The 1,978-nt window shown below is 74.4% G+C and carries 2 protein-coding genes and 1 pseudogene; all 3 read left to right on the top strand.

The window, feature by feature from the left end:
• Window positions 1-400: pseudogene (locus K6I34_RS36320) on the top strand (lipid-transfer protein); the annotation flags it as partial.
• Window positions 397-1,563, top strand: a complete 1,167-nt coding sequence (locus tag K6I34_RS36315; protein ID WP_229332290.1) for a thiolase domain-containing protein — start codon at window positions 397-399, stop codon at window positions 1,561-1,563. The pseudogene K6I34_RS36320 and the gene K6I34_RS36315, both read left to right, overlap by 4 nt.
• A 78-nt stretch (window positions 1,564-1,641) precedes the next feature.
• Entirely contained in the window at window positions 1,642-1,899 is a 258-nt protein-coding gene (locus K6I34_RS36310; protein WP_229332289.1) for a DUF397 domain-containing protein, read from the top strand.
• Window positions 1,900-1,978 lie beyond the last annotated feature (79 nt).

Raw genomic sequence — 1,978 nt, 5'->3', positions numbered from 1 at the left:
CCGGATGTGCGAACGGACCGCGTGGATCCGCGGCTTGGACCACCGCGTCGACCCCCAGGCCCTCGGGCTGCGCGACCTCACCGACGCGCCTTCCGCCCGGCTCGCCGCCGAGCACGCGGGGGCGTTCGACGCGCCCGTGGACACCGCCGAGATCCACGCCCCCTTCACCGCGCAGGAGGTCATCCTGCGCAAGGCCCTGCGCCTCGGGCCCGACGTGGTGGTCAACCCGTCCGGCGGCGCGCTGGCCGCCAACCCGGTCATGGTCACGGGACTCGTCCGCTTCGGCGAGGCCGCCGCCCGCATCCACCGCGGCGAGTCGCGGCGCGCGCTCGCCCACGCCACCTCGGGCCCCTGCCTCCAGCAGAACCTCGTCGGCGTACTCGAAGGAGAGGGCCCGTGACCCGCGAACCCGTGGCCGTCGTCGGGATCGGCCAGACCCGGCACGCGGCCGCCCGCAAGGACGTCTCGATCGCCGGGCTCGTCCGCGAGGCCGCCCTGCGTGCCCTGGCCGACGCCGAACTGACCTGGGCCGACGTCGACGCCGTGGTCATCGGCAAGGCGCCCGACTTCTTCGAGGGCGTCATGATGCCCGAGCTCCACCTCGCCGACGCCCTCGGCGCCGTCGGCAAACCCCTCATGCGCGTGCACACCGCCGGTTCCGTCGGCGGCTCCACCGCCCTCGTCGCCGCGAACCTCGTCGCCGCCCGCGTCCGCGAGACGGTGCTCACCGTCGCCTTCGAGAAGCAGTCCGAGTCGAACGCCATGTGGGGCCTGTCCCTCCCCGTCCCCTTCCAACAGCCCCTGCTGGCCGGGGCCGGAGGCTTCTTCGCCCCGCACGTACGCGCCTACATCCGGCGCACCGGAGCACCCGCGACCGTGGGCACCCTCGTCGCCTACAAGGACCGCCGCAACGCGCTCAAGAACCCCTGCGCCCACCTCCACGAGCACGACATCACCCTGGAACGGGTGCAGGAGTCCCCCATGCTGTGGGACCCCATCCGTTACTCCGAGACCTGCCCGTCCTCCGACGGGGCCTGCGCGATGGTCCTCACCGGCCGCCGGGGCGCCGCCCGCGCCCCGCACCCGCCCGCCTGGGTGCACGGCGGCGCCATGCGCAGCGAGCCCACGCTCTTCGCGGGCAAGGACTTCGTCTCGCCCCGCGCGGGCCGGGACTGCGCCGCCGACGTCTACCGCCAGGCGGGCGTCACCGACCCGCGCCGCGAGATCGACGTGGCCGAACTGTACGTACCGTTCAGCTGGTACGAGCCCATGTGGCTGGAGAACCTGGGCTTCGCCGCCGAGGGGGAGGGGTGGAAGCTCACCGCGTCCGGCGCCACCGAACTGGACGGCGACCTCCCGGTGAACCCCTCCGGCGGGGTGCTCTCCACCAACCCCATCGGCGCCTCCGGCATGCTGCGCTTCGCCGAGGCCGCGCTCCAGGTGCGCGGCCGCGCGGGCGATCACCAGGTCGACGGCGCGCGCAGAGCACTCGGGCACGCCTACGGAGGAGGAGCGCAGTTCTTCTCGATGTGGCTGGTGGGGAACGAGCCGCCCGACGGCTGAGGCCGGACGGCGGCCTGTCCGGCGCCCGCCGCGCTCGCTAGGGTGGGCCCCGCGACGACGACCGGGAGGAGCACGGACGTGGCGAAGAGCACGACGGAACGACCGGCCGACGGCGACGCCAGGCCAATTCTCGACCTCGCGAACGCCGCATGGCAGCCGGGCAGCCGTGGCATCGGCGACGTCCAGATCGCCTTCGTCGAGGGCTTCATCGCCATGCGGCACGGGCGGGCCCCTGCCGGGCCCGCCCTGGTTTTCGCCCCCATGGAATGGCGCGCTTTCGTCCGCAACGCGCGCCGCTACCACGCGGGGCTCCTGGCGGAGGGCACGCGGGTCTGACCCGCGCCCCACGCCGGGGGCTTCGCCCCCTGGACCCCGTTGTTTCCTCCTGCCGGGGGGCTGCGCCTACCGGGGTGCG

Origin of the sequence: Streptomyces sp. UNOC14_S4 (genome assembly GCF_020740835.1) — a bacterium.
In the GTDB taxonomy this organism is placed as follows: Bacteria; Actinomycetota; Actinomycetes; order Streptomycetales; family Streptomycetaceae; genus Streptomyces.
The sequence above is the reverse complement of the archived record's forward strand: the minus strand, read 5'-3'. Positions and strand labels throughout refer to the sequence as shown.